Below are 22,090 nucleotides of genomic sequence, written 5' to 3'. Positions count from 1 at the left end.
AAGATCGGGCCCGGACCAGGCACACCGCCGGACGAGATCGGACCCGGACCGGGTGCCCCGCCCGCGGACGACAGCGGCAAGTGAGTGACCGGCGTGGCCGGCGGACCAGGTCCACCGGCCACGCCGCTGTCGGTGCCACCGTCACGTACCCCGGCCCCGCCAGGAAACCCGCCGCCGTCGCCTGGATGCGGGCGTCCGCCGGGGATCGTCGGTCAGCGGTCGTTCATGCCGGCGCGTCGGCGCAGCGCCGCCACGTCGGTGACCACGATCCGGCGCCCCTCGGTACGCAGCCAGCCCCGGTTGGCGAAGGAGCCGATCGCCTGGTTGACGCTCTGTCGGGAACCACCGGCCATCTCGGCCAGCTGGCTCTGGTTCAGCTCGATGGTGATCATCGGGGCCTGGCTCTCGCCGGCCAGCCGGACCAGCGTCTTGGCCACCCGACCGGGCAGGTCGAGGAAGACATGGTCGGCGTTCTGCTCGGTGAGCCGCCGGATCAGCGCGCCCAGCGACCGCATCACCGCGTCCAGGATGCGCGGGTTGGAGTGCACCAGTTCCATGAAGGCCGGACGGGACAGGGCGAGCGCCGCACAGTCCTCGATCGCCTCGGCCGAGGCGGACCGGGTGGAGGCGTCCAGCAGGGAGACCTCACCCAGCACGTCCGGTGGTCGGATGACCGACAACACGGCACGCTCTCCGGTCGGCGCGGTGCGGAACACCGCCACCGCCCCCCGACGCAGGACGATCAGCGACTCACCGGGATCGTTCTCGACGAAGAGCAGCTGACCCTTACGGTAGGTGCGCGGCACGGCTGCGGCGATCACCCGCTGGCGCACCTCGGGCTCCAACCCGGCGAACATCTCCACCCCCGTGAGGGCGTCACCCGGCTCCGGTAGGCGCATCTCCACCGCCCCACCCCTCCCCGGTCAAGGACCACAAATTTCGCTCACCGGGTGAACCCTGACGGCCCCTGCAGAGGTGAACTGACACCGGTTCGGCGTCCGGTAGCGGTACACATCAGATCATGACGGCCCAGTCGCTTGCTGTACACCCCTGTAAACCTTTCCGTGACACTCCGGAGCTGCGGCGGACGGCGAGGGTGCGGCCCTGGAGCCCCACCCGGCCGCTCCGGCACCGCCCACCCGCCGCTCCGGCACCGCCCACCCGGCCGCTCCGGTGCCGCCCCGCCCGTCGGCGGTCACCGGCGGTGGGCGAGGATGGACGGCGATGGTCTACCGCTATTTCTACGACTGCGAATTCATCGAGGACGGCCGCAGCGTCGACCTCGTGTCGATCGGTGTCGTCGACGAGTACGGCCGCGAGTTCTACGCGGTCTCCACCGAGTTCGACGACTCCCGCGCCGTGCCCTGGGTCCGCCGTAACGTGCTGGACAAGCTCCCGTCGCCGGCCGACCGGGCCTGGCGCTCCCGGGCCCGCATCCGCGACGACCTGCACGAGTTCCTGCTGGAGCCGGTCCGCGACCGGCCGAACGAGCAGCTGGAGCTGTGGGCCTGGTACGCCGCGTACGACCATGTGGTGCTGGCCCAGCTCTGGGGGGCGATGCCGGCGCTGCCCCGGGAGATCCCCCGGTTCACCAAGGAGCTGCGGCAGCTCTGGGACGACGTCGGTCGTCCCCGGTTGCCGGACGCGGCGGCCGACCGGCACGACGCGCTGGTCGACGCCCGGCACAACCTGGCCCGCTGGCGGGCGATGACGGCCCGTCCGGTCTGAGCCCCGGCCCGGCCCGTCGGGTCCGGCCGGCGGCCCGGCCGCTCCCTGGCTGGCCGGGTGGCTGATGACAGCCCGTGACGATCAGCAGGTTTGGCTGGTCCCGTCGGGGGCACCGGGTCCGGGCGAGCCGATCCGAGGGAGTGCGCCATGGCCGACGACGCGACCACCATCACCGACGCCCGGCGGCGGGTGACCGAGCTGATCCGGGACGCCCGGATCTGCATGTTGACCACGATCGGCGTGGACGGTCGGATGCTCAGCCGGCCGATGGCGCTCCAGGCGGCCGAGTTCGACGGCGACCTGTGGTTCTTCGCCTACACCGACTCCGCCAAGGTGCGTCAGATCCGGGTCAACCCGGAGGTCAACGTCGCCTTCTCCGACCAGCGCCACCACGCCTGGGTGTCGATCGCCGGCACCGCCCAGGAGGCGTACGACCGGGCGCGGGCCGAGCAGCTGTGGAACCCGCTGTTCAAGGCCTGGTTCCCCGACGGGCTGGACACCCCCGGGCTGACCCTGCTCAAGGTGCACGCCAGCTCGGCCGAGTACTGGGACTCCCCGGGTGGCACGGTGGTCAACCTGCTCGGGTTCGCCAGGGCGGCGGTCACCGGGAGGCCGCCGGAGGCGGGGGAGAACCACGAGGTCAGCTACTGACCGGTAGCCGCCGGGGTGGGCGGGACCGGCCGGGGCGCGGTGTCGGCGTGCAGCTGAGCCGACTACAGTGCGCACTGACGGCCCGCCCCGGGCCGGCAACGACGCCGATGGTCTGAGCGGACACATATCCTGGGGCTTATCCGGGCTTCACCTGACGTTCCAGGAGGATGAGCAGATCATGCGTATCGGCGTGCTCACCGGCGGCGGCGACTGCCCAGGTCTCAACGCGGTCATTCGAGCGGTGGTCCGTAAGGGCGTCGCTACTTACGGTCACGAGTTCGTGGGTTTCCGGGACGGGTGGAAGGGTCCGCTGGAGGGCCTGTCCAAGCCGCTCGGCATTCCTGAGGTGCGGGGCATCCTCCCGCGCGGCGGCACCATCCTCGGCTCGTCCCGCACCAACCCGTTCAAGATCGAGAACGGCGTGGAGCGGATCAAGGAGAACCTCGCCGGGCAGGGCGTGGACGCGCTGATCGCGATCGGCGGCGAGGACACCCTGGGCGTCGCCACCAAGCTGCACGAGCTGGGCGTCAACGTGGTCGGCGTACCGAAGACGATCGACAACGACCTGGGTGCCACCGACTACACCTTCGGCTTCGACACCGCCGTCAACATCGCCATGGAGGCGATCGACCGGCTGCACACCACCGCGGAGAGCCACCACCGCACCCTCGTCGTCGAGGTGATGGGCCGGCACGCCGGCTGGATCGCCCTGCACGCCGGCCTCGCCGGCGGCGCCAACGTGATCCTGCTGCCGGAGCGCAAGTTCGACGTCGACCAGGTCGCCGGCTACGTCGAGAAGCGCTTCCAGCACCAGTACGCCCCGATCGTCGTGGTCGCCGAGGGCGCCCAGCCGCTGGACGGCCAGATGGTCCTGCACAACCAGGAGCTGGACGCCTTCGGGCACGTCCGGCTGGGTGGCATCGGCCAGTGGCTGGCCGAGCAGCTGGAGGCCAAGACCGGCAAGGAGGCCCGCACCGTCGTGCTCGGGCACATCCAGCGCGGCGGCACCCCGACCGCGTTCGACCGGGTGCTCGCCACCCGGCTCGGCCTCCAGGCCATCGACGCCGCGCACGAGGGTGACTGGGGCAAGATGGTCGCGATGCAGAGCACGGACATCGTCCGGGTGCCGCTGGCCGAGGCCACCCGCGAGCTGAAGACCGTCCCGGTCGAGCGCTACGACGAGGCCGAGGTCTTCTTCGGCAGCTGATCGCAGCCCATCCCCTTCCCCTCCGCAGCGCCGGAGGGGAAGGGGCACGGGACCGGACGAGCGGGACGGAAGGGTGACATGGGGTCGGCGAGACACACCGTCGCGGTGATCGGGGCGGGAAAGATCGGCGAGCTGGTGCTCTCCGGGCTGTTGCGGTCCGGCTGGCCGGCGCAGCGCCTGCTGGCGACCGCCCGCCGACCCGTCCGGGCCGAGGAACTGGCCACCCGGTACGGCGTACGGGTGGTCGACAACCTGACCGCCGTGACCGAGGCGGCGGTGCTGGCGATCGCGGTGAAACCCCAGGACGCAGGGGTCCTGCTGGACGAGATCGGCCCCAAGGTGCCGGCCGACAAGCTGGTCGTCTCGCTCTGCGCCGGGCTGCCCACCAGCTTCTTCAGCCGCCGGCTGCCCGAGGGCACCCCGGTGGTCCGGGTGATGACCAACACCCCGGCCCTGGTCGACCAGGCGATGAGCGCCATCTCGGCCGGCGCCCACGCCACCGGCGAACACCTGGCCCTGGCCGAGGAGATGTTCGCCCCGCTCGGGGCGACCCTGCGGGTGCCCGAGTCGCAGCAGGACGCGGTCACCGCCCTCTCCGGCTCCGGCCCGGCCTACTTCTACCTGCTGGTCGAAGCCATGATCGACGCCGGCATCCTGCTCGGCCTGCCCCGGCAGGTGGCGCACGAGCTGATCGTGCAGACCGCGATCGGTTCGGCCGTGATGCTGCGCGACTCCGGCGAACACCCGGTCAAGCTCCGCGAGGCGGTCACCTCGCCGGCCGGCACCACCATCTCCGCCGTCCGCGAGCTGGAGAAACACGGGGTACGCGCGGCGCTGCTGGCGGCGCTGGAAGCCGCCCGCGACCGCGCCCGCGAACTCGCCGCCCAGGCCGACTGACCCGGGCTCGCCGTGTCAGGGGCGGGGGCCGACGGCATTCCGGATCTCGGTCCGCCACCCGAACGGGTCGTCGTCGACGTGGCGCAGGTGCGCCGCCTCGTCGCCACCCAGTTTCCGCACTGGGCCGAACTGCCGGTCGAACCGGTCGCCAACGGCGGCTGGGACAACTGGACCTTCCACCTCGGCTCCGGCATGTCGGCACGCCTGCCGAGCGCTTCGGACGTCGACGGGTCGGTTCGGACGCCTCCGGGCCGACTGAAGCCGGCGGACGGGTCGGTGCGGATCACCCGGGTGCCCCATACTGGCCCCGTGTTCACTCTCGCCCAGGCGCGGTACCTGGTCGCCACCCTGCATCCCCGCATCGACGAGCTGATCGGCATCCGGGCCGACCTGGCCGAGCTGCGGGCCGACCTGGCCGGCCCGGGGATGTCGGCGCTGGGCGGCCGGGCCGAGGTCAAGGCCCTGGAGGCCCGGCTGCACGGCGTGCTGGAGGAGCTGAACTCGCACGACATCCAGGTCAAGGGGATCGCCCCGGTGCTGCTCGACTTCCCCGGCGAACACGAGGGCCGGGCGGTGCTCTGGTGCTGGCTGGAGGGTGACCCCGACGTCCGCTGGTTCCACCGCGTCGAGTGCGGCTTCGCCGGCCGCCGCCCCATCCGCTAACCCCCCACCCCCACCCTCCGCCCCTCCCCACCCCCGCGCCCCACCCCTCCGCGTCGATCATGGAGTTGTGGTGGGTTGCAAAAGGGGTGTATCACCGCGAAATCGGCACCAGAACTCCAAGATCGCGCGCGACGCCCGGGGCAGGTCAGCTCGGCGGGTGGCCGGGTGGGTCAGTCGGCGGCGGAGCGGGGGAGGGGATCGGCCGGTGCGTCGGCGACGGCGAAGACCACCACGTTGTCCCGGTAGTGGCCGACCCGTCTGTCGAAGTCGCCGCCGCAGGTGATCAGGCGTAGCTCGGGGCCGGGCGTCGGGCCGTACACGGTGGCGGTGGGGAAGGCGTCCTTCGGGGTGCGCAGCGCGCCGGTGACCCGGAACGGCACCCGTCGTCCGCCCCGCCACACCTCGATCCGGTCGCCGGGGCGCAGTTCGCCGAGGCGGGCGAAGACGGCCGGGCCGCGCCGCGAGTCGAGGTGCCCGGCGATCACCGCCGGTCCCGGGTCGCCCGGCGCGGGGCCGCCGCCGTACCAGCCGGCCCGGGTGAAGTCCGCCGGGGGGACCAGGATGCCGGCCCGGTCCAGCCCGAGGGCGGTGAGTGGGGAGTCGACGCCGATCCGCGCCACGCGTACCCGGGTGGGCGGTGTCGGGGTGGCGCGGGGGGTGCCGGCGCTGGTGGCGCAACCGGCCGCGCAGCCGGGCTGCCAGGCGCCGGCCGGGTCGGCCGGGCGGGCGGAGTCGCCGGTCAGGCGCGTGTCGGTGGCCAGGCCGACGCCGGTGCCGGCGGCCAAACAGAGCACCGCCCCGGCCGCGACCAGGGCGGCGGCCGGCGTCCGGCGGGCGCGGTGCCGGCGGATCGCGAAGCCGGGCCCGGTCACCAGACCGGTCGCCGCCGTCGCCGCGCCAGCACCGTCGCCCCCACCACCACGGCCCCCGCGAGCACCCCGCCGGCCACCATCGGGTACGCCCCGGGCCCGTCCCCGGCCAGCCCTCCCGCTCCCGCCGGCACGCCACCGGCCGGGGCGACCCCGCCGCCCCGGGCGTCCTCGCGCAGCTCGGTGGTGAGTCCGCCCCGCTTGCCGTCGAGCACCAGCAGCGAGTAGACCCGCCCACCGGTGAGGGTCACCTCGGCGTCGGTGCTCGGGCCGCTGCCGCCGCCGAGGCGCAGCCGCCAACGACCCGGCTCGACCTGCCGGTAGTTGGTGGTGGTGGCGAACCGGACGGCGTCGGCGATGGTCGGCCCGTCGTCGGCCGTCACGTCGACCACCGGGGCGCGCACGGAGGCGTGGACGACCCGTACCTTCGCCTGGCCGGGGGCCGGGGCGGTGAGGTCGTCGGCGAGCACCCGCAGGCCCAGGTCGGCGTAACGGCCCACCCCGGCCACCGTGTACGCCTCGCCCGCGCCGAGGTCCACCTCGGTGGTGAGCACCGGGGGTTCGCTGGCCGGGGTGCCGGCCTGCCGCATCGCCACCGCGTAGCGGCCGACGGCCAGGGGCAGGTAGCGGGAGACGACGCCGTAGCCGACGGCGGGGAAGACCTGCGGTGCGGCGCTGCCGGGGGCGGAGAGATAGACGTCCACGGCCGGGGTGTCGGGGGAGAGGTGGGCGAGCCGGACGTAGCCGACGTCGCCGGCCGCCGCCCCGGCGGGCGTGATGCCGATGGTGGCCAGCGCGGTGCCGAGCAGGAGCGTGCCGGCGGCGGCGAGCAGCCGACGCGGAACGGTGGGGAGCTGGGGCATCTCGCCTCCGAGGTGGTGTCGGTCCCGACCCCCAGCGTCCCGTGAGTGGGACCCGATGGCAAGTTGGCCGGACGTCGTGTTCCGGCACTTTCCGGTCGGCGCGGTTCCGGGCCGGTTCCGTCGTTTCCGGTCGGGCGGTCCCGGGTCGGCGCGGTTCGGGTCGGCGGTCCGCCCGGGGCATCCGGTACCGTCCGTTCGTGATCAACGTTCGACGGGCCGTGGTCGCCGACGCTGGTGAGATCGTTCGCCTGCGTGGGGTGATGCTGGCCGACATCGACCAGTTGGACCCGGCGCCGGGGCCCTGGCAGCAGGCGTCCCGGGAGGTGCTGCACCGACGGCTGGCCGAGCCGGCCGACCTGATGGCGGTCTTCGTCGTCGACGACCCGGCCCGGCCCGGCGTCCTGGCGGCCTGCGCGACCGGGACCATCGAGCAGCGTCTCGGCGGCCCCGGCAACCCCGACGGCCTGACCGGGTACGTCTTCAACGTGGCCACCGAGCCGGTGCACCGTCGGCGCGGCTACGCCCGGGCCTGCCTGGAGGCATTGCTGGACTGGTACCGGCAGCGCGGGGTCGGCAAGGTCGACCTGCGGGCTTCGACCGACGGCGAGCCGCTCTACCGGTCGCTGGGCTTCGTCCCCACTCCCGGGCCCACGCTGCGGCTGAGCCTGCCGGTCGCACACCGGAGGAACTGACGGATGTTCGCACTACCGCTGACCGGGGACGCCGAGCTGCGTCCGCTCGCACCGTGGCAGGCCGAGGAGTTCCTGGCCCACCTGGACCGGGCCCGGGCACACATCGCCCCGTGGGTGGGTACGTCCTTCGTGGCCACCGACCTGGAGGCGGCCCGCCGGGTGCTGCGTCGGTCGGCCGACAAGTGGGCCGACGACGCCGGGGGCATCTGGGGGATCTGGCTCGACGGCGTCCTGGTCGGCGGGGTGCTGTTCGTGTCGTTCAGCACGGCGACGGGGGTGGCGGAGGCGGGCTGCTGGCTGGAGCCGGCCGCCGAGGGTCGGGGCCTGGTGACCCGGGCGGCGACCCGGATCGTGGACTGGGCGATCCGGGAACGCGGCATCCACCGGGTCGAGTGGCGGACCAGCGTCGGCAACGTCCGCAGCATCGCGGTGGCCCGGCGGCTCGGCATGCGGCACGAGGGCACCCTGCGTCAGGTCGCTCGGGGGCCGGCGGGCCGGGTGGACATGGAGGTGTGGGCGGTGCTGGCCGACGAGTGGCAGGCTCCTCGCTGACACGGGGGGCCGCCCGCCGGCCGCACCGGCCGGGACGGGCCTCGCGGCTGCCGTCCCGGCCGGCGCGGTGGTGGTACCGGTCAGACGTCGGCGTAGCGGCGGGCGGCGGCCAGGGCGTCGCGCAGCCGCTGCGCGTCGGTCGGCAGGCCCGGCTGTTCGTAGCCGGCCGCCGGGTCGGCGGTGTAGAAGACGCCGTACGCGGCGGTGTCCCGCTGGAACCGCCAGCCCTCGGCGAGCGGCCCCACGTCGACGGTGTCGTACCCGACGGAGTCGATGAACGCGGTGACCTCGGCCTTGGCCGCGGCGTCGTCCCCGGCGACCGGCAGCGAGGTGCGGTCGGTGGCCCCCGCCGGGCGGGCCAGCGCGAGCAGGTGCTTGAAGTAGATGTTGTTGAAGGCCTTGACCACCTGCGACTCCGGCAGGTGCCGCTGGAGCAGCTCGCTGGTGGTGGTCGACTCGTCGTCCAGCTCCGGGAAGCTGTCGTCGCGCTCCGGGTAGTAGTTGTTGGTGTCGATGACGGTCTTGCCGGCGAGCGGCGCGGCCGGCACCTCCCGGTAGGCGCGCAGCGGGATGGTGACCACCACCAGGTCGCCCGCTGCCGCCGCCTCGGCCGGGGTGGCCGCCCGGGCCCGTATGCCCAACTCGTCGACCAGGTCCTTGAGCGTCTCCGGGCCGCGTGAGTTGCTGAGCACCACGTCATGTCCGGCGGTGACCGCCAGCCGGGCCAGGGTGCTGCCGATGTTGCCGCTGCCGATGAGTCCCACAGTTGTCATGCCGGTGACCAACCGGCCGGCGTGGGTGGGTATTCCCGACCTGACCGATGGGTTGTGCGCCGGATGTCGACCGTCCACGTCGGCCCGGCCGGGTCGTCTGTCCGACGGCGACGTCACGTGCGGATGAACCCCTAGTAACCCCTGTTGCCCATCGATAATCTTCCGTAAACACATGATTGAGTGATATCTATCTCCCACCACCACTTCCTAACCCCCAGGAGTGCGACGTGCGGAGATCCCGACTCGTGACCCTCGCCGTGAGTCTCGCGGCGTCCATCGGCGTGACCCTCGGCGCGGCGGTGCCCGTCCAGGCCGCCCCCACCGACCGGTACGTGGCCCTCGGCGACTCGTACGCCTCCGGTGTCGGCGCCGGCAGCTACACCTCCGAGAGCGGCTCCTGTCAGCGCAGCACCAACGCGTACCCGGCGCTGTACAACACCAACATCAAGCCGGCCTCGTACAAGTCGGTGGCCTGCTCCGGCGCGACCACCACCGACGTGGTCAACAACCAGCTCTCCGCGCTGACCTCGACCACCACCCTGGTCAGCGTCACCATCGGTGGCAACGACGTCGGGTTCACCACGATCATGTCGACCTGCGTGCTCCAGGGGGAGACCCAGTGTGTCGCGGCCGTGCAGGCCGCCGAGAACAAGGCCCGCGCGGAACTGCCCGCCAAGCTCGCCACCGTCTACAACGGGATCAGGTCGCGTGCGCCGTCGGCCCGGGTGGTGGTCGTCGGCTACCCGGTCTTCTACCAGCTCGGCACCGTCTGCGTGGGGCTCAGCGCGAACTCCCGCGCGAAGATCAACGAAGGCATCAACCTGATCGACGACATCACCCGCACCGCCGCCACCTCGGCCGGCTTCACGTTCGCCGACGTACGGTCCATCTTCGTCGGTCACCAGCTGTGCAGCTACGGCGAGAAGTGGCTGCACGCGTTGAACTTCGCCAACCTCGGCGTCTCGTACCACCCGACGGCGGCCGGGCAGTCCGGCGGCTACTACCCGGTCTTCCGCTCCGCCGCCGGTTGACCTGAACCGCGTCCCGCCGGCTCCACCGTGACCGCGTCGCCCCGCCCGGGTCGGCGCGGTCACGGCCGTCGGGTGGGTCTGCGGCATCCTGTCCGGCCGGGTCGGGTCCGCAGGTGTCCCTGTTCCGGCTGGCTTCCGGGGTGCGGGTCGGCCGGCTTGCGGGCGTGGGTGGGTTGGCTTGCGGGCGTGGTCGGGCCGTCCGGTCGAGTGCCGGGCGTCTGCCCTCCTGCCGATGCCGTCGCGGACGCTTTCGAGCTGATGACGTTGACGACTCGCTGTCCGGCCCGGCTCCGGCGGCCCCCGTCCGGCCGCTCGGCGTCTGGACGGGGGCTGGACGGGTGTCGTCGACGCAGACCGCGCCCGCAGCGCGTGCTGGTCCACCCCGGCCGGGCCGGGACTCCCGGCCGGGGTGGGTCGTCGGGACCGGTGGAAATCACGTGGCGTGTCCCCACCGGGGTCCGGACGGCGCTGCTCGGCGTAGGTCGGGGTTCGCGGTCGACTCGGCCCGGCTTCCTACGCGGGGGAGTGGGGTGTCGTCCTGTCCGGGCGGGGTGACTCGTTGGTGTCGTCAGCTCGAAAGGGCGCGAGGAGACCCTTGTGGGGGCGGGGCGGTCCGCGTCGTGGGCGGCACCCGGCGGGTAGGGGTGAGCCGGCCGACGGGGGCTCGGCCGGCGGTCGGCCCGAACCGTCCGGGTCGGACCGGTGGGCGGCCCCGGAACGGGACCGACCCGGACGGTGCGACCCGGAAGCAGGGGCGAGCCTTTAGGCGGGGAGAACCTTCTCGATGGCGGCGCGTAGGTCGGCCGAGTCCGGCGTGACGGTCGGCGCGAACCGGGCGGCGACGGTGCCGTCCGGGGCGACCAGGAACTTCTCGAAGTTCCACCGGACGTCGCCGGTGTGCCCCTCGGCGTCGGGAGTGTCGACCAGCGCCGCGTAGAGGGGGTGCCGGGCCGGGCCGTTGACGTCGACCTTCTCGGTCAGCGGAAAGGTGACGCGATAGTTGACCTGGCAGAATTCGCCGATCTCGGCGGCCGTGCCGGGTTCCTGCCCGGCGAACTGGTTGCACGGTACGCCGAGCACCACCAGGCCCCGGTCGGCGTACTCGGTGGCCAGCGCCTGGAGGGCGGCGTACTGCGGGGTGAGGCCGCAGCGGGAGGCCACGTTCACCACCAGCAGTGCCCGGCCCCGGTAGCCGGCCAGGGCGGCCGGGCCACCGGCCAGGGCGTCGATCTCGATGTCGAAGACGGTCATGTGGCGAGGTTAGCGCCCGGGCCGCCGCCCGCTTCGCTGCTCGTCCCGCCGCCCGCTTCGCTGCTCGTCCCGCCGGCGGGTCCGCTGCTCGTCCCGTCGCCCCGGGCCGGTGACGAATCGACGGATGCGCATCTTGACGAAGTGATGACGGTGTGAGTAGCGTCTCCCCATCGATTTGGAAAGTTTCCTAACTGTTTGAGGAGGCGCCTCATGAAGAGATCGCTCCGCCGCGCCCTCTGGGCCGGCGCCGTCATGGCGCTGACCGTGGCGGCGGTACCGGTGACCTCGGCGTTCGGCGCCGGAAGCGTCACCGCGACATTCGCCTCGGCCCAGGACTGGGGGACCGGCCACGAAGGGCGGGTCACCGTGGCCAACGGCTCCAGCGCCAGCGTCAGCACCTGGCGCATCGAGTTCGACCTGCCGTCCGGCACCACCATCAGCAGCTTCTGGGACGCCGACGTCACCAGCAGCGGCAACCACTACGTGGCGGTGAAGAAGAGCTGGGCCGGGCCGCTCGCCCCGGGGGCCAGCTTCAGCTGGGGCTACAACGGCACCGGGCCGTACAAGGCGCCGCTGAACTGCACGATCAACGGCGCGTCGTGCGGCGGCGGCACCCCGCCCACCACGAAGCCGCCGACGACCCCGCCGCCCACCACGGCCCCGCCCACCACCGCCCCGCCGACGACCCCGCCCCCGACGACCCCGCCACCCACGACCACCCCGCCCAGCGGGGACAAGAAGGTCGTCGGCTACTTCGCCGAGTGGGGCGTCTACGGCCGCAACTACCACGTCAAGAACATCGCCACCAGCGGCTCCGCCGCCAAACTCACCCACATCCTGTACGCCTTCGGCAACACCACCGGCGGCCGGTGCACGATCGGGGACAGCTACGCCGACTACGACAAGGCGTACACCGCGGCCGACAGCGTGGACGGCGTCGCCGACACCTGGGACCAGCCGCTGCGCGGCAGCTTCAACCAGCTGCGCAAGCTCAAGAAGATGTACCCGCACCTCAAGGTGATCTGGTCCTTCGGCGGCTGGACCTGGTCGGGTGGCTTCACCCAGGCCGCGCAGAACCCGGCCGCGTTCGCCGACAGCTGCTACAACCTGGTCGAGGACCCGCGCTGGGCGGACGTCTTCGACGGCATCGACGTCGACTGGGAGTACCCCAACGCCTGCGGTCTGAGCTGTGACAGCAGCGGCCCGAACGCGTTCAAGAACGTGATCTCCGCGCTGCGGGCCAAGTTCGGCTCGTCGGCCCTGGTCACGGCCGCGATCACGGCCGACGGCAGCAACGGCGGCAAGATCGACGCCACCGACTACGCCGGTGCGGTGGGCAACCTCAACTGGCTGATGCCGATGACGTACGACTACTTCGGCGCGTTCAACGCCCAGGGGCCCACCGCCCCGCACTCGCCGCTCACCTCGTACACCGGGATCCCGCAGCAGGGCTTCAACTCCGACGCGGCGATCCAGAAGCTCAAGTCCAAGGGCGTACCGGCCAACAAGCTGCTGCTCGGCGTCGGCTTCTACGGTCGGGGCTGGACCGGGGTGACCCAGGCCGCCCCGGGCGGCACCGCCACCGGCGCGGCCCCCGGCACCTACGAGGCGGGCATCGAGGACTACAAGGTGCTGAAGAACACCTGCCCGGCCACCGGCACCATCGCCGGCACCGCGTACGCCAAGTGCGGCAGCAACTGGTGGAGCTACGACACCCCGGCCACCATCGGCGGCAAGATGACCTACGCGAAGAACCAGGGCCTCGGCGGCGCGTTCTTCTGGGAGCTCTCCGGCGACACGAGCAACGGTGAGCTGATCGGCGCCATCAAGGGCGGCCTCGGCTGAGCCGAGCGCCCGACGCGCCACCCGCGCGGGGAGGGACCGGCCACCGGTCCCTCCCCGCCCGGCTGCGGCCGGGGCCCGTCCGACGCCCGTCCGGGTCGGCCCGTGCCGGGTAGGGTGGTCAGCTTCCGACGTCGGGCGGTCCCGTCGGACGAAACGCCGGCCGGCTCGGGCGGCGCGGCCGTGACGGGTTGCCACCGCACGGGTGCGGTGTGGCAGACTCGCCGCTCGGCATCCGGTCGACAACCGCCCCAGGGGCCGGTCGACATCCGCACCCGGGGAGGACGCATGGGCCGCAGGTTCCGCACCGTCGGCGTCGTACCGCTGGCCCTGCTGCCGTTCGCCCTGCTCGGCTGCGGTCTCGGGGGGGACGACGAGGCCGACGGCGGGCCCACCAGGGTGCCCGTCCAGGAGGCGTCCGCCAAGGCCCGCGAGCGGGTGCAGGCGTACCTCGACGCGATGGCGGCCAAGGACCCGGCCGCCGGCCGCAACCAGCTCTGCGCGACGATGCAGGCGGGCTTCGACGCCGCCGCGACCGGGCCGAACGGTGACTTCGCCGACCACTTCACGGTGCCCGCCGCGAGGATCACCGACATCCGGGCCGGCTCCCGGGGCCAGGAGGTCAGCACCACCGTGACCGTGTCGGTGGGGTCGAAGAAGACCACCCGGCCGCTGCTGTTCACCGTCACCCGCGACGGCGCGGACTGGTGCATCGCGGGCGAGGAGCCCGGCGGGCACACCCCGGCACCGTCGGTCACCCCCTGACTCCCACCTTCCGGAACCCCGCCCCTCGGGGGCGCGGCGTCCGGACCGTCGCCGTACGCTTTCTCCCATGCGCCATGAGTGGCATCAGCTGAGCTACCCCGCCGTGAGCAGCCCCGGGCTGCAGACCAGCCGCCCCACCGTCGACTCGGCCGAGGACGCCGCGCTCGGCCTCGACCGGTGGCGCGAACTGCCCCGTCAGCAGACCCCGCCGTGGTCCGACCCGGCCCAGGTCGCCGAGGTGTGCAAGGTGCTCGACACCGTGCCGTCGGTGGTCGCCCCCTACGAGGTCGACCAGCTGCGGCGCAAGCTCGCCCTGGTCTGCGAGGGCAAGGCGTTCCTGCTCCAGGGCGGTGACTGCGCCGAGACCTTCGCCGACAACACCGAGAGCCACCTGCTGGCCAACGCCCGCACCCTGCTCCAGATGGCGATCGTGCTCACCTACGGCGCGTCCCTGCCGGTGGTGAAGGTGGCCCGGGTCGCCGGCCAGTACACCAAGCCCCGGTCGCTGCCGACCGACGCCCGGGGCCTGCCCGCCTACCGCGGCGACATGATCAACGCGCTGGAGGCCGATCCGGCCGCCCGGGTCGCCGACCCGCAGCGCATGATCCGGGCGTACGCGAACTCGGCCGCCGCGATGAACATGCTGCGCGCCTACCTGGCCGGCGGACTGGCCGACCTGCACGCGGTGCACGACTGGAACAAGGGCTTCGTGAAGAACTCCCCGGCGGGGGAGCGCTACGAGGCGATCGCCCGGGAGATCGACCGGGCCATCGCGTTCATCCGGGCCTGCGGGATGACCGAGGACGACGCGCTGCGTACCGTCACCCTCTACTGCTCCCACGAGGCGCTGGCCCTGGAGTACGACCGGGCGCTCACCCGGGTCTCCGACCGCCGGGCGTACGGGCTGTCCGGGCACTTCCTGTGGGTCGGCGAGCGGACCCGGCAGCTCGACGGCGCGCACATCGACTACATCTCCCGCATCGCCAACCCGATCGGGGTGAAGCTCGGCCCGACGACCACCCCGGACGAGGCGATCGAGCTGTGCGAGAAGCTCAACCCGGAGAACATCCCGGGCCGGCTCACCCTGATCAGCCGGATGGGCAACCACAAGGTCCGCGACGCGCTGCCGCCGATCGTCGCCAAGGTCACCGCCGCCGGGGCGAAGGTGGTGTGGCAGTGCGACCCGATGCACGGCAACACCCACGAGTCGTCGAACGGCTACAAGACCCGGCACTTCGACCGGATCGTCGACGAGGTGCTCGGCTACTTCGAGGTGCACCGGGGGCTGGACACCCACCCCGGCGGCATCCACGTCGAGCTGACCGGTGAGGACGTCACCGAGTGCCTCGGCGGCGCCCAGGGCATCGAGGACCTCGACCTGCCCGGCCGGTACGAGACCGCCTGCGACCCCCGGCTTAACACCCAGCAGTCGCTGGAGCTGGCCTTCCTGGTCGCGGAGATGCTCCGTGGCTGACCATCCGGCCGACCTCGCCGGTGACCCGACGGGCGGGCCGGGCCCGGCGCGTTCCGGCCGCCCCGGCGACCCGGGCCCGCTGGTGGACCTGCGCTCCGACACGGTGACCCGGCCCACCGCCGGAATGCGCGAAGCGATGGCCGCCGCCGAGGTCGGCGACGACGTCTACGCCGAGGACCCGACGGTCAACGCGTTGGAGGCCGAGGTCGCCGCGCTCTTCGGGCACGAGGCGGCGCTCTACGCCCCGACCGGCTCGATGGCCAACCAGATCGCCCTGCAACTGGTCGTCGCACCGGGTGACGAACTGCTCTGCGACGCCGACGCGCACGTGGTCACGTACGAGGTCGGCGCGGCGGCGGCGTACGGTGCGATCTCCACCCGGACCTGGCCGGCCGTCGGCGCGGACCTCGACCCGGGCGTGGTGGCGGCGATGATCCGGCCGGACGGCTACTTCGCGGTGCCGACCCGGGCGATCGCCGTGGAGCAGACCCACAACCGGGGTGGTGGTGGGGTGATCCCGCTGGCGATCCTGCGGGAGCTGCGCCGGGTCGCCGACACCGCCGGTCTCGCCCTGCACTGCGACGGCGCCCGGATCTGGCACGCGCACGTCGCCGACGGGGTGCCGCTGCACGAGTACGGCGCACTCTTCGACACCCTGTCGGTCTGCCTGTCCAAGGGCCTCGGCGCACCGGTCGGCTCGCTGGTCGTGGGCAGCGCCGAGCGGATCGACCGGGCCCGGTTCCTGCGCAAGCGGATGGGGGGCGGGATGCGGCAGGTCGGGGTGCTCGCCGCCGCCGGCCGGTACGCCCTGGCCCACCATCTCGACCGGCTCGCCGACGACCACGCCCGCGCCGCCCGGCTCGCCGAGGCGCTCGCCCCGTGCGGGGTGCTCGCCGGTCCGGTACGCACCAACATCGTCCCGTTGGACCTGACCGGGCACCGGCTCGACGCGCGGGCCCTGGCCGCCGCCGCCCGCGCCGAGGGGGTGCTGCTGTCGGTGCTCGGCCCCCGTACCGCCCGCCTGGTCACCCACCTCGACCTCGACGACGCCGCCATCGACCACGCCACCAAGATCCTCCCCCACCTCCTAACCCCCTGACCTCCCACCGGCGCTGCCCGCACCCTCCGCGCCCTCCGCGCCGTCGGGCGTTGATCAAGAGGTTTGCGTCAGCCTGGAGATCAAACTTGACGCGAACCTCTTGATCGCCGGGGACGGCGAGTCGGGGGCGGCGGGTGGGGGGCGGCGGGTGGGAGGGCGTGCGGGGGTGGGGGTCAGGGGGTTTGGAGGCGGGTGAGGGTGGCTATGTCGGTGGCGTGGCCCTCGTGTTTGTCCGAGGGGGTTTCCACGACGACGGGGACGCCGGCGGTCGCCGGGTGGGTCATCAGCTCGGCGAAGGCGGGCTCGCCGATGTTGCCCTTGCCGATGTTCTCGTGCCGGTCCCGGGTGGAGCCGCACAGGTCCTTGGAGTCGTTGGCGTGGATCAGCTTCAGCCGGTCCGCCCCCACCGTGGCGACCAGGGTGTCCAGGGTCGCCGTCATGCCGCCCGGCACGGCCAGGTCGTGCCCGGCCGCCCAGGCGTGGCAGGTGTCGAAGCAGACGCCCAGCCCCGGATGCCGGTCGACCGCGTCCAGATAGGGGCCGAGGTGCTCCACCCGGGAGGCCAGTGACCGGCCGCCACCGGCGCTCGGCTCCACCAGCAGCAGCGGACCGCCGCCGGCCGTGATCTCGTCGAGCAGCGGCAGCAGCGACTCGCGTACCTGCCGCAGGGCGGTCTCGGCGTAACCGGCGTCGACCGCGCTACCGGCGTGGAACACCACGCCCCGGGCGCCGATCGCCCGCCCCCGGCGCAGCGCGTGCGCCAGCGTCTGCGTCGACTTCTCCACCGTCGCCGGGGTGGGCGAGCCGAGGTTCACCAGCAGCGACGCGTGGATGTAGACGGGCACGCCCCGGGCGGCGCAACCCTCGGCGAACAGTGCGTCCTGAGCCGGGTCGCCCGGCGGCAACGCCCAGCCACGCGAGTTGGCGACGTAGACCTGCACCACCTGGGAGCCGGCCGCGTCCACGTACGGCAGGGCGGCCCTGGCCAGCCCACCCGAGGTGGGGGTGTGCGAGCCGACCGGCCGGCGGGTGCTCACAGGCAGCCCAGGGTGACCGGGGTGCCCGGCGGCACCTGCGAGTTTTCGCCCGGGTTCTGGAACCGGACGGTGCCGTTGGGGTTGAACTGGACGTTCACCGTGAACCCGGCCCCCTCCAACTGCTGCTTGGCCTGCTGGCAGGGCAGGTCGACGACCCGTGGGACGGTCACCTGCGGCGGGCCCTTGCTGACCTCCAGCTTGACCTTGGTGCCCTTCTCCACGCCCGCACCGTCGGCCGGGCTCTGCCCGAGAACCTCGTCGCGGGGCTTGTCGGACTCCTTGTAGGTCGTCTCGGCCACCACCAGCCCGAGCCGGGACAACGCGGACCGGGCGTCGTTGAGGCTCTTGCCGACCAGGTCGGGCACGGTAATCGGGGCGCGGCCCCGGCTGAGGATGACGGTCACCTTCGTGCCCGGCTTGACCTCGGTGCCCACCTTCGGGTTGGTGTCCACCACCACCCCGGCCGGCAGGTTGTCGTCATAGCGGGGGCTGCCCTTGGCGACCACCAGCTTCGCGCCGGTCAGGTCGGCCTCGGCCAGGCCGAACTCCTTGCCGACGACGTCCGGCAGCGGGAACCGCTCCGGGCCGAGGGAGAGGGTCACCGTGATGGTGCCACCCTTGAGGATCTTGGCGGCCGAACCCGGGTCCTGGGCGACCACCCCGTCGCGGGGGATCTTCTCGTCGTAGCGCGGCGCGGCGAAGTCGAGCTGGAAACCCGCCCGGTCCGCCTGCGCCTGCGCGTCGGCCCGGCTGAGGTTCACCAGCTGCGGCGCGACCGTGTACCGGCCCACCCCCACCCACCAGCCGCCCATCGCGGCGAGCAGGCCGACCACCACCACGGCCGCCGCCACCGACAGCCGGCCGCGCGGGGTGCCCATCACCCGGGTACGCAGCTCCGCCAGGCGGGACCCCAGGCCGGCGCTCTCGGCGGCCCGGCGTCGGTGCGGGCGCTGCGGGGTGGCCGGCTCGGGCAGCCGCGCCCAGGTCGGCCGGGTGACCGGGGTGACCGCCGCGACCACCATCGTCGGCTGGGCCACCGCCGGCAACTCCTCGGCCACCCGACCCAGCACGGCGGTGTGCGCGTTCGGGTTGCCCAGGTCGTCCCGGGCCACCTGCACCTCGGCCAGCAGGGCGCCCGCGTCGGCCGGACGCGCGCCCGGGTCCCGTCGGGTCGCCCGGGCGACCAACTCGTCGAGCACCCGGGGCAGGCCCGGCACCAGGACCGACGGGGCCGGGACGTCCCGGTCGACGTGCTGCCAGGCCACGTCGACCGGGCGGTCCCCGTCGTACGGCACCCGGCCGGTGAGCATCTCGAACAGCACGATGCCGGCCGAGTAGACGTCGGTACGGGGATCGGCGCGTCCGTCGGTGACCAGCTCCGGCGCCACGTACGCGACGGTCGCCATCAGTTGGTTGCCGTCGCCCTCCTCGGCGCTGGCCTCCACCGCGCGGGCCAGGCCGAAGTCGGCGACCTTGACCACGCTGTCGACCAGATTGGCGACCCCGCCGGTGGGCGCCTCGGCCACCAGCACGTTCTCCGGCTTGACATCACGATGGACCAGTCCGGCCCGGTGCGCGGCGGCGATCGCGGCGAGCATCTGCTCCATGATCGCAAGCGCCTCGTCGGGGTTCAGCCGGCGGCGTTCGGCGAGCACCTCACGCAGGGTGCGACCCCGGACGTACTCCATCACCAGGTAGGGCAGCCCCTGGTGGGTGCCCTGGTCGTAGACGGCGACCACGTTGGGGTGGGTCAGCCGGGCGATGGCCTTGGCCTCGTCGGTGAACCGGTCCGGAAAGCCCGCCAGCCGCGACCGCGCCTCGGCGGCCTGGGACGGGTGGATGATCTTCACCGCGACGGTACGCTCCAGGCGCTCGTCGGTGGCGGTGTACACGGTCGCCATGCCGCCACGGGCCACGCGGCCGCGAATGCGGTAGCGCCCGTCGAGCAGCGAGCCCAGCAACGTGTCGGCGACCTGTATGTCCATCGGCAGGGAGTCTATGTGTCCTGAGGGTGAAGGTTGAACAGGATGCTACAGCCGGGGTCCCCGCCGGTCCGTCCCGGCGCGCTCACCCAGGCCCGACGGGGTGCCGCTGCACGGGTGGCCGGGTGACGTGGCAGGGTGGTCCGGTGACCGATTCCGTACCCGCCGACCAGCCTGCCGACAGCGACCTCGGCGGCCCCCGCGACCCGGCCGAGTGGCTCACCCTCCCCGACGTCGCCGAGCGGCTCGACCTGTCGATCAGCAAGGTCCACCAGATGATCCGGGACCGCGAGCTGATCGCCGTCCGTCGCGACGGCGTCCGCCGGATCCCCGCCGATCTGGTGGCCAACAAGACGGTGCTCAAGCACCTGCCCGGCGTGCTCAACCTGCTCGCCGACGCCGGCTACGACGACGAGGCCGCCCTGCGCTGGCTCTACGAGCCCGACGACACCCTCTCCGGCGGCACGGGCGCGGTCACCCTCGGCGGCGACCACGCCCGCGAGGTGAAACGCCGCGCCCAGGCCCTCGGCTTCTAGCCCGACCCCCGCCCCACCCCTCGCCCCTTCCACCCCCACCCCCACCCCCCACCCCCCTGCCCCCGCCCGCGTTGATCAAGAGGTTTGGGTCAGTTGATCAAGAGGTTTGGGTCATCTGACGGCCCATTCGTGACCGAAACCTCTTGATCAACGTGATCGGGCGGGGCGGGGAGGGGCGGGCGGGGAGGGGCGGGCGGCGGGGGAGGCGGGGGAGGGGGTGCGGGTTAGTCGGCGCGGCGGGTGGCGGCTATGGCCAGGTCGACCAGGGCCTGGCGGGCCTCGGTGTCGAGGTCGACGCCGGCCAGGGCGGCCAGGGCGGTGTCGGTGAGGGTGACGATGCGCTGCTCGGTGCGGGTCAACGCGCCGGTGGCGCTGATCAGCTCGCGGAGCCGGGCCACCCCGTCCTCGTCCAGCTCCGGATCGCCGAGCCGGCTGAGCAGCAGGTCCCGGCCGGCCTCGTCGGCGACCTCCACCGCCGCCGCCACCAGGTAGGTGCGCTTACCCTCGCGCAGGTCGTCCCCGGCCGGCTTGCCGGTCTGTGCCGGGTCGCCGAACACCCCCAGCACGTCGTCGCGGAGCTGGAACGCCTCACCGAGCGGCAACCCGTACGCCGAGTAGGCGGTACGCACGTCGGGCGACGCGTCGGCGAGCGCAGCGCCGAGCAGCAACGGCCGCTCGACGGTGTACTTGGCCGACTTGTACCGGGCCACCTTGCCGGCCCGCTCCAGCGAGACCTCCCCGGTCGCCTGGGTGAGGACGTCGAGGTACTGCCCGACGGTGACCTCGCCGCGCATCTCGTCGAAGACCGGTCGGGCCCGGGCCACCGTGTGCGGGGCCAGTCCGGCGGAGTGCAGCAGCTCGTCGGACCAGACCAGGCAGAGGTCACCGAGCAGGATCGCCGCCGCGTCGCCGAAGCTGTCCGGATCACCGTGCCAGCCGGACGCCCGGTGTCGGGTGGCGAACCGTCGGTGCACCGCCGGCTCACCGCGCCGGGTGTCCGACCGGTCCATCAGGTCGTCGTGGATCAGCGCGCTGGCCTGGAAGAACTCCAGTGCCGCCAGGGCGGTCACCACCGGGTCGGCGTCCACCCCGCCGGCACCCCGGAACCCCCAGTACGCGAAGGCCGGACGCAGCCGCTTGCCGCCACCGAGCACGAACCCCTCGATGGACTCGGCGATCGGGGCCAGTGCCTCGTCGATGCCGGCCATCCAGCTGCGCCGGCCGGACAGGAACTCGGTCAGCGCCTTGTCGACGCGCTGCCGCAGGCCGGCACGGTCGACAGGGGAGACGGGAGCAGCGTGGGTCACGCCACGACGCTAGCCGGTCCCCACCGCCGCCGCCTCACCAGCGGCTCGGCGCGTCACCCCGGTCGCCACCCCGACCCCGCCCGACCGGGCGGCCGGGGTGTCCCGCCGGACGGGACGGACCGTTGCCCGACCCCGGTCCTTTGCCCGACACGGGACGGCCGCCCGACCCCGGTCCCTTGCCCGACACGGGACCGCCGCCCGACCCCGGTCCCTTGCCCGGCGTCGGACCGGTCCGACGCCGCTGCGGTGTCGGCCCGTCCGGACCCGGCTCGATCCATCGACCCGGGGCGGCGTTGCCGGCCCGGGTCGGCTTCGGAGTGGCTCGCCGGGTCGGGGTGGCTCGCCGGGTGGGAGTGGCTCGCCGGGTGGGGTCGGCCTGCCGGGTGGGAGTGGCTCGCCGGGTCGGGTCGGCCCGCTGGGTCGGAGCGGCCTGCCGGTCGCGGGTCGGGCCGCCGGCCAGCGACCCGATCGGAGCGTCGAGGACGACGGCGAGCTGCCGTCGCCAGCGGTCGCCCGGCACCCGTACCGCCCGTTCCCACCGGGACACCTCGTGCCGGGTCAGGGTGGGTGTGCCGGCGGTGGCGCACAGCTCGTCGGCGAGCCGCTGCTGGCTCCACCCACGGGCCAGCCGCAGTTGGGTGATCAGCGGCCCGAGCAGGCTCGGGTCGGACGGGGTCATCGGTCCTCCGGTGGGTGTCGACGCGGCCATGCCCGTCCGCCCCACAGCACGGCCGGGATGCCGCCGGTCACGGTGGCCGACCCCCGCGCGTGACCCCGGGCGTCGGCACCGACCGACGCCACCCGCGCCCGTCCGTTCTACCCCCGGCGTACGACGTTTCCACCCCGGGGGTACGACGTGCGCCGCCGCGTG

General features: G+C 73.4%; 22 protein-coding genes. 13 read left to right on the top strand and 9 right to left on the bottom strand.

Features of this window, described 5'->3' with window-relative positions:
• Positions 1 to 212 precede the first annotated feature (212 nt).
• Positions 213 to 905, bottom strand: coding sequence for a Crp/Fnr family transcriptional regulator (locus AB0K25_RS05230; RefSeq protein ID WP_208568691.1), 693 nt, complete (start codon positions 903 to 905; stop codon positions 213 to 215).
• 319 nt (positions 906 to 1,224) lie between these two features.
• On the opposite strand from AB0K25_RS05230, the gene AB0K25_RS05225 reads away from it, so the two are divergent.
• The 5 genes from AB0K25_RS05225 (at position 1,225) to AB0K25_RS05205 (ending at position 5,146) form a co-directional block, all read left to right on the top strand.
• A complete protein-coding gene (locus AB0K25_RS05225) occupies positions 1,225 to 1,728 on the top strand; it encodes a polyadenylate-specific 3'-exoribonuclease AS (protein WP_208568690.1) in 504 nt (167 codons plus the stop codon).
• A gap of 147 nt (positions 1,729 to 1,875) precedes the next feature.
• Positions 1,876 to 2,379 (top strand): pyridoxamine 5'-phosphate oxidase family protein, encoded by a 504-nt coding sequence (locus tag AB0K25_RS05220; protein ID WP_363818554.1) that lies wholly within the window; start codon positions 1,876 to 1,878, stop codon positions 2,377 to 2,379.
• Positions 2,380 to 2,557: 178 nt separating this feature from the next.
• The gene (locus AB0K25_RS05215; RefSeq protein ID WP_219464001.1) at positions 2,558 to 3,586 is read left to right on the top strand and encodes a 6-phosphofructokinase; all 1,029 of its coding nucleotides are present in this window, start codon (positions 2,558 to 2,560) and stop codon (positions 3,584 to 3,586) included.
• A 78-nt stretch (positions 3,587 to 3,664) separates the two neighbouring features.
• The gene (gene proC / locus AB0K25_RS05210) at positions 3,665 to 4,483 is read left to right on the top strand and encodes a pyrroline-5-carboxylate reductase (protein WP_219464000.1); all 819 of its coding nucleotides are present in this window, start codon (positions 3,665 to 3,667) and stop codon (positions 4,481 to 4,483) included.
• A gap of 12 nt (positions 4,484 to 4,495) precedes the next feature.
• The gene (locus AB0K25_RS05205; RefSeq protein WP_308290860.1) at positions 4,496 to 5,146 is read left to right on the top strand and encodes a DUF2203 family protein; all 651 of its coding nucleotides are present in this window, start codon (positions 4,496 to 4,498) and stop codon (positions 5,144 to 5,146) included.
• A 170-nt stretch (positions 5,147 to 5,316) separates the two neighbouring features.
• Here the strand turns inward: AB0K25_RS05205 and AB0K25_RS05200 are convergent, their stop codons facing one another.
• Complete coding sequence (locus AB0K25_RS05200) at positions 5,317 to 6,018, bottom strand: class F sortase (RefSeq protein ID WP_363818549.1); 702 nt, start codon at positions 6,016 to 6,018, stop codon at positions 5,317 to 5,319.
• Positions 6,015 to 6,878: a DUF4397 domain-containing protein gene (locus tag AB0K25_RS05195; RefSeq protein ID WP_357535338.1), complete on the bottom strand. Its 864-nt coding sequence runs from the start codon at positions 6,876 to 6,878 to the stop codon at positions 6,015 to 6,017. The genes AB0K25_RS05200 and AB0K25_RS05195 overlap by 4 nt, the downstream gene beginning before the upstream one ends.
• A 197-nt stretch (positions 6,879 to 7,075) precedes the next feature.
• On the opposite strand from AB0K25_RS05195, the gene AB0K25_RS05190 reads away from it, so the two are divergent.
• Complete coding sequence (locus AB0K25_RS05190; RefSeq protein ID WP_308290859.1) at positions 7,076 to 7,570, top strand: GNAT family N-acetyltransferase; 495 nt, start codon at positions 7,076 to 7,078, stop codon at positions 7,568 to 7,570.
• Positions 7,571 to 7,573: 3 nt separating this feature from the next.
• Positions 7,574 to 8,122 carry a GNAT family protein gene (locus AB0K25_RS05185; protein ID WP_219463997.1) on the top strand — a complete coding sequence of 183 codons (549 nt, stop codon included), beginning with the start codon at positions 7,574 to 7,576 and terminating at the stop codon, positions 8,120 to 8,122.
• Between the two features lie 80 nt (positions 8,123 to 8,202).
• Here AB0K25_RS05185 and AB0K25_RS05180 read toward each other — a convergent pair whose 3' ends face one another.
• Positions 8,203 to 8,895, bottom strand: coding sequence for an NADPH-dependent F420 reductase (locus tag AB0K25_RS05180; protein WP_219463996.1), 693 nt, complete (start codon positions 8,893 to 8,895; stop codon positions 8,203 to 8,205).
• Between the two features lie 227 nt (positions 8,896 to 9,122).
• Between AB0K25_RS05180 and AB0K25_RS05175 the strand changes: the two genes are divergently transcribed.
• Complete coding sequence (locus AB0K25_RS05175; RefSeq protein WP_219463995.1) at positions 9,123 to 9,926, top strand: SGNH/GDSL hydrolase family protein; 804 nt, start codon at positions 9,123 to 9,125, stop codon at positions 9,924 to 9,926.
• A 762-nt stretch (positions 9,927 to 10,688) separates the two neighbouring features.
• Here AB0K25_RS05175 and AB0K25_RS05170 read toward each other — a convergent pair.
• On the bottom strand, positions 10,689 to 11,177 hold the full coding sequence (locus AB0K25_RS05170; protein WP_219463994.1) for a glutathione peroxidase: 489 nt from the start codon (positions 11,175 to 11,177) through the stop codon (positions 10,689 to 10,691).
• 210 nt (positions 11,178 to 11,387) lie between these two features.
• On the opposite strand from AB0K25_RS05170, the gene AB0K25_RS05165 reads away from it, so the two are divergent.
• The 4 genes from AB0K25_RS05165 to AB0K25_RS05150 all read left to right on the top strand — a co-directional run bounded on the left by AB0K25_RS05165 (position 11,388) and on the right by AB0K25_RS05150 (position 16,357).
• On the top strand, positions 11,388 to 13,022 hold the full coding sequence (locus AB0K25_RS05165; protein WP_357535332.1) for a glycosyl hydrolase family 18 protein: 1,635 nt from the start codon (positions 11,388 to 11,390) through the stop codon (positions 13,020 to 13,022).
• Between the two features lie 285 nt (positions 13,023 to 13,307).
• Complete coding sequence (locus tag AB0K25_RS05160; protein ID WP_219463993.1) at positions 13,308 to 13,784, top strand: hypothetical protein; 477 nt, start codon at positions 13,308 to 13,310, stop codon at positions 13,782 to 13,784.
• Positions 13,785 to 13,851: 67 nt separating this feature from the next.
• A complete protein-coding gene (locus tag AB0K25_RS05155; protein WP_208568678.1) occupies positions 13,852 to 15,258 on the top strand; it encodes a class II 3-deoxy-7-phosphoheptulonate synthase in 1,407 nt (468 codons plus the stop codon).
• Positions 15,259 to 15,337: 79 nt separating this feature from the next.
• On the top strand, positions 15,338 to 16,357 hold the full coding sequence (locus AB0K25_RS05150) for a GntG family PLP-dependent aldolase (RefSeq protein WP_219470231.1): 1,020 nt from the start codon (positions 15,338 to 15,340) through the stop codon (positions 16,355 to 16,357).
• 173 nt (positions 16,358 to 16,530) lie between these two features.
• On the opposite strand, the gene AB0K25_RS05145 is transcribed toward AB0K25_RS05150, so the two are convergent.
• Both AB0K25_RS05145 and AB0K25_RS05140 read right to left on the bottom strand, forming a co-directional pair.
• Positions 16,531 to 17,394: a deoxyribonuclease IV gene (locus AB0K25_RS05145; protein WP_219463991.1), complete on the bottom strand. Its 864-nt coding sequence runs from the start codon at positions 17,392 to 17,394 to the stop codon at positions 16,531 to 16,533.
• Positions 17,391 to 19,379 (bottom strand): PASTA domain-containing protein, encoded by a 1,989-nt coding sequence (locus AB0K25_RS05140; protein WP_357535329.1) that lies wholly within the window; start codon positions 19,377 to 19,379, stop codon positions 17,391 to 17,393. The genes AB0K25_RS05145 and AB0K25_RS05140 overlap by 4 nt, the downstream gene beginning before the upstream one ends.
• A gap of 143 nt (positions 19,380 to 19,522) precedes the next feature.
• Here AB0K25_RS05140 and AB0K25_RS05135 point away from each other — a divergent pair, with 143 nt between their 5' ends.
• Positions 19,523 to 19,912, top strand: a complete 390-nt coding sequence (locus tag AB0K25_RS05135; RefSeq protein WP_208568675.1) for an Rv2175c family DNA-binding protein — start codon at positions 19,523 to 19,525, stop codon at positions 19,910 to 19,912.
• Positions 19,913 to 20,136: 224 nt separating this feature from the next.
• Here AB0K25_RS05135 and AB0K25_RS05130 read toward each other — a convergent pair whose 3' ends face one another.
• Both AB0K25_RS05130 and AB0K25_RS05125 read right to left on the bottom strand, forming a co-directional pair.
• The gene (locus AB0K25_RS05130) at positions 20,137 to 21,219 is read right to left on the bottom strand and encodes a polyprenyl synthetase family protein (protein ID WP_363818540.1); all 1,083 of its coding nucleotides are present in this window, start codon (positions 21,217 to 21,219) and stop codon (positions 20,137 to 20,139) included.
• 34 nt (positions 21,220 to 21,253) lie between these two features.
• Positions 21,254 to 21,898: a hypothetical protein gene (locus tag AB0K25_RS05125; RefSeq protein WP_357535327.1), complete on the bottom strand. Its 645-nt coding sequence runs from the start codon at positions 21,896 to 21,898 to the stop codon at positions 21,254 to 21,256.
• Positions 21,899 to 22,090: the final 192 nt, after the last annotated feature.

The organism is Micromonospora sp. NPDC049257 (assembly GCF_040678915.1).
Lineage (GTDB): Bacteria > Actinomycetota > Actinomycetes > Mycobacteriales > Micromonosporaceae > Micromonospora > Micromonospora antibiotica.
This window is presented reverse-complemented; position numbering and strand designations above follow the sequence as displayed.